5 protein-coding genes are annotated in these 3,444 nt (G+C 63.5%); 2 read left to right on the top strand and 3 right to left on the bottom strand.

The window, feature by feature from the left end:
• A partial coding sequence (locus tag QT222_RS04230) for an alpha-amylase family glycosyl hydrolase (protein WP_491476411.1) occupies positions 1-495 on the top strand: 495 nt, incomplete at its 5' end.
• A 35-nt stretch (positions 496-530) separates the two neighbouring features.
• On the opposite strand, the gene QT222_RS04225 is transcribed toward QT222_RS04230, so the two are convergent.
• Positions 531-1,346 (bottom strand): alpha/beta hydrolase, encoded by an 816-nt coding sequence (locus QT222_RS04225; protein WP_004057798.1) that lies wholly within the window; start codon positions 1,344-1,346, stop codon positions 531-533.
• A 285-nt stretch (positions 1,347-1,631) separates the two neighbouring features.
• Here QT222_RS04225 and QT222_RS04220 point away from each other — a divergent pair, with 285 nt between their 5' ends.
• A complete protein-coding gene (locus tag QT222_RS04220; RefSeq protein ID WP_004057799.1) occupies positions 1,632-2,222 on the top strand; it encodes a 50S ribosomal protein L15e in 591 nt (196 codons plus the stop codon).
• A 29-nt stretch (positions 2,223-2,251) separates the two neighbouring features.
• On the opposite strand, the gene QT222_RS04215 is transcribed toward QT222_RS04220, so the two are convergent.
• Together QT222_RS04215 and QT222_RS04210 are read right to left on the bottom strand one after the other, a co-directional pair.
• Positions 2,252-2,827, bottom strand: a complete 576-nt coding sequence (locus tag QT222_RS04215) for a hypothetical protein (protein ID WP_491476410.1) — start codon at positions 2,825-2,827, stop codon at positions 2,252-2,254.
• Between the two features lie 40 nt (positions 2,828-2,867).
• Complete coding sequence (locus QT222_RS04210; protein ID WP_004057802.1) at positions 2,868-3,218, bottom strand: rhodanese-like domain-containing protein; 351 nt, start codon at positions 3,216-3,218, stop codon at positions 2,868-2,870.
• Positions 3,219-3,444 lie beyond the last annotated feature (226 nt).

Raw genomic sequence — 3,444 nt, 5'->3', positions numbered from 1 at the left:
CACATGCGCTACGTCGAAAACCACGACGAGACGCGCTATGCGACCGAATGCGAGGAGGGGACCCTCCGTCCCGCCGCGGCGGCGACGTTCACCCTGCCCGGCGTGCCCATGATTTACTACGGCCAAGAACGCGGCGTCCCAGAACAGCGCGGCACGATGCGCTGGCACGACGGCGACGCCGACCTGACCGACTTCCACCGGCGACTCGTCGCCCTCCGAAACGAGCATCCCGCACTACGCTCGAACGACGTGTCGAAAGCGAGCGTCGAAGTCGAATCGGGCAACGCCGACTCGGTCGTCGCCTATCGCCGCGTAGGGGAAGATGAGTCGCTGCTTGTCGTGCTGAACTTCGATTCGTCGCCCGCGACGGTGTCGCTGGAGGCGGACTGTGAGACCGAAGACCTCCTTAGCGAGGTCGACGTGGCAGCCGACTCTATTGCTGAGACGGCGGACACCTGCGTCGAAGTCGCCGACGTGGTCGTCTTGCGGGAGTAAACAATAGGCAATAGGCTAACCGAGACAGAGGCGGGTCAGTCGTCGTCCAAGAGGAACCGCATCGCATCGGGGAACCGGCGCGCCCACGCGTGTTCTCGGTGGACGCCGCCTTCGTCGACGAGGAATTCGACGTCGTCGTATCCCTTCTCGCGCAGTAACTCGACCATGCGCGCTGCGTCGTCGATGTACAACTCACAGCGCTCGGGGTCGTCCATGGACTCGGTGTCGCCCACGTCGACGTAGATGCGAGCGGGAGTGAACGGTTGGGCTTCGACGTACTCGAAGATATCCTCGCCCGACCACCAGAATGCGGGACTCATGGCTCCGAGAAAGCCCACTTTCTCGGGGTACTCGAAGAGCGCGTAGAGGCTGATGAGGCCGCCGAGCGAGGACCCGAGCAGTCCAGTCGACTCCTTTTCGGGTCGCGTCCGAAACGTCTCGTCGACGAGCGGCTTTACCTCCTCGAAGAGGAACGAAAGATAGCTATCGGCACCGCCGCCGCCGAACTCCGGATGCGGGTGGGGCGTGTACTCGACCGTCCGGTCGTCGCCCGCGTTCGGGACGCCGACGACGATTGCGCCGAGGCCCTTGTCGTGCAGTTCGTCCATCGCTCGATGAATGTCCCACGACCCGGAGTAACTGGTCGCCTCGTCGAAGACGTTCTGTCCGTCGTGCATGTAGCACACCGGGTAGGAACGGTCGGATTCGTCGTAATCGGGAGGTAGATAGACGAGAAGGTGACGCTCGAAATCGAGATACGTCGAAGAGAGTTCGTCGGAGATGCGTACGTCGCCGACGACGCTGTACTCGTCGTCGAGGTCGTACGGTCGCCAGTCGATATCGGTGGGCATGCCAGTTCGAATGGCGAGTGGTGAGATAATAGTTCGTAAAATAGACAGGATTGGTGGGCTACACCGCGATTGAGTAGTCCTTCGGCCTGTGGGAATTCACGACACAGTCGCTGTGAATCCGAAGTTCTTAACCCTCCCCTATTGGTAGGTTCGGCAACTCGCTGGCATGCGGGCACGCCAGAGGGCACCCGTCACGTACGGGACGAAATGTGGCCGACGGGGAATTCCCCGTCTGGGGCGGACGCCCCAGAATGGCTGAATCGCAAGCGCCCGCGGTGATATACAATGGCACGAAGCTTCTATTCCCACATCAAGGAAGCGTGGAAGACCCCGAAGGAAGGCAAACTGGCCGAACTCCAGTGGCAGCGAAAACAGGAGTGGCGCAACCAAGGCGCAATCGAGCGCATCGAGCGCCCGACGCGCCTCGACAAGGCTCGTGAACTCGGTTACAAGGCCAAGCAGGGTATCGTTGTGGTCCGCGTCTCCGTCCGCAAGGGTGGCGCACGCAAGCAGCGACACAAGGCTGGCCGCCGTACGAAGCGCCAGGGTGTCAACCGCATCGGTCGCCGCAAGTCCATCCCGCGCATCGCGGAGGAACGCGCCTCGCGCAAGTACCCGAACATGCGTGTGCTGAACTCCTACGGCGTCGGTCAGGACGGCTCCCAGAAGTGGCAAGAGGTCATTCTCGTCGACCCCAACCACCCGGCCATCCAGAACGACGACGACCTCAACTGGATTTGCAACGACGACCACGACGGCCGCGCCTTCCGTGGTCTCACCAACGCGGGCAAGCGCGGTCGCGGTCTGCAGAACCGCGGCAAGGGTACGGAACACATCCGTCCCTCCCTCAGCTCCAGCCGCCGCCGCGGCAAGTAACGCCCCGCGAACTGCACAACCTTCTCTCTTTATCGACCGGTGAGCGACTGCTGACTCGTGAGCGCTAAGCCGACGAGCCCCGGCCCGACGACAGCGACGACGAGTTCGAGAGCGATGGCCACGAGAAGAAGGACGCTGACCCCACAGAATCCGGCAAGACAGGTCGTTGCGCCGTCGAGATGGAGCAGGTGGTCGCCCGTCGTCCCACCGGGTGCGACAAAGATTCCGAACACGACCAGCATCGCGACCGGCCACCCGTACGTCACCTGACGCAGTGCGGTCTCCGAATCGACACCTCGCAGGCGACGAACGAGCGACCGACCAAGGAAGAGCGGACCCGTCCACAGCACAACGAACGCGGCGACGCCTGAGACGACGAGTGCGGTCGCAACACCCCACAACGAGCCACCGCCCGTGACCGCCCAGGCGACTGCCGTCCCGACGAGGTACAGCAGGCTCACTCCGAGAAGTGAGCGTCGAAGTTCGGCGCTGAACGACCGCGACCCACGACGCCACAAGAGGTGCGCGCCGAGCGCCACGAGCGTCGCGACGCCGGCGGTTACTACGAAGACGAAGACCGGGAGCAGTCCAGTCGGGAGGGCCATACCCAGAACGTCACTGCACTGTCAGAAAATATGGGGTGACTCAGAACGGCGACGCCGGCCCGAGGTCCGCTTCGTCTTCCGACCCTTGTTCGACCGCGCCGTCCCAGTCGTCGAAGCCGCCGCGGAGACTGCTCACGTCGGCGTCGACGTTCTCGTCCAAGATAGAGGCGACCCGTTTCGAACTCTTGCCGACGTAGCACGAGACGACGACTTCGTCGGGCCACTCGCGTTCGAACACCTCGGGGCCGAGCGTTGCCGCCGGGAGGTTCTCCGACCCGGGGATGTGTCCGGACGTGTACGACGAAGGGTCCCGAATGTCGACAACGGAAACCTCAGTGTCGTCAGCGTCCAGTTTCTCGCGCAGTTCGTCGGGTGTCGTCTCCACGACCATACGCGACGTGACGAGCGAGGCGGGAAAGGCGCGTCGCTTCCGGCGATACGGCCAGCACGCGACCAGCCGTCCCCAGACACGCGGCCCGTGCCGCGGCTTTATTCGGTGGCGATTCCAACCTCGGGATATGACGCTCTCACTCGACGCCACCCAACTTGACCGCTACGCTCGACCAAATCTTCAGGAAGCGGTCGGCCCGCAAGGACACGCGCACCCGCCCATCTCT

The sequence above is a fragment of the Haloferax sp. s1 genome, from assembly GCF_058382125.1.
This window is presented reverse-complemented; position numbering and strand designations above follow the sequence as displayed.

Coding starts and splice junctions, on each gene's coding strand:
- QT222_RS04225 (WP_004057798.1), bottom strand. CDS start 1,346: ATGCCCACCGATATCGACTGGCGACCGTACGACCTCGACGACGAGTAC.
- QT222_RS04220 (WP_004057799.1), top strand. CDS start 1,632: ATGGCACGAAGCTTCTATTCCCACATCAAGGAAGCGTGGAAGACCCCG.
- QT222_RS04215 (WP_491476410.1), bottom strand. CDS start 2,827: ATGGCCCTCCCGACTGGACTGCTCCCGGTCTTCGTCTTCGTAGTAACC.
- QT222_RS04210 (WP_004057802.1), bottom strand. CDS start 3,218: ATGGTCGTGGAGACGACACCCGACGAACTGCGCGAGAAACTGGACGCT.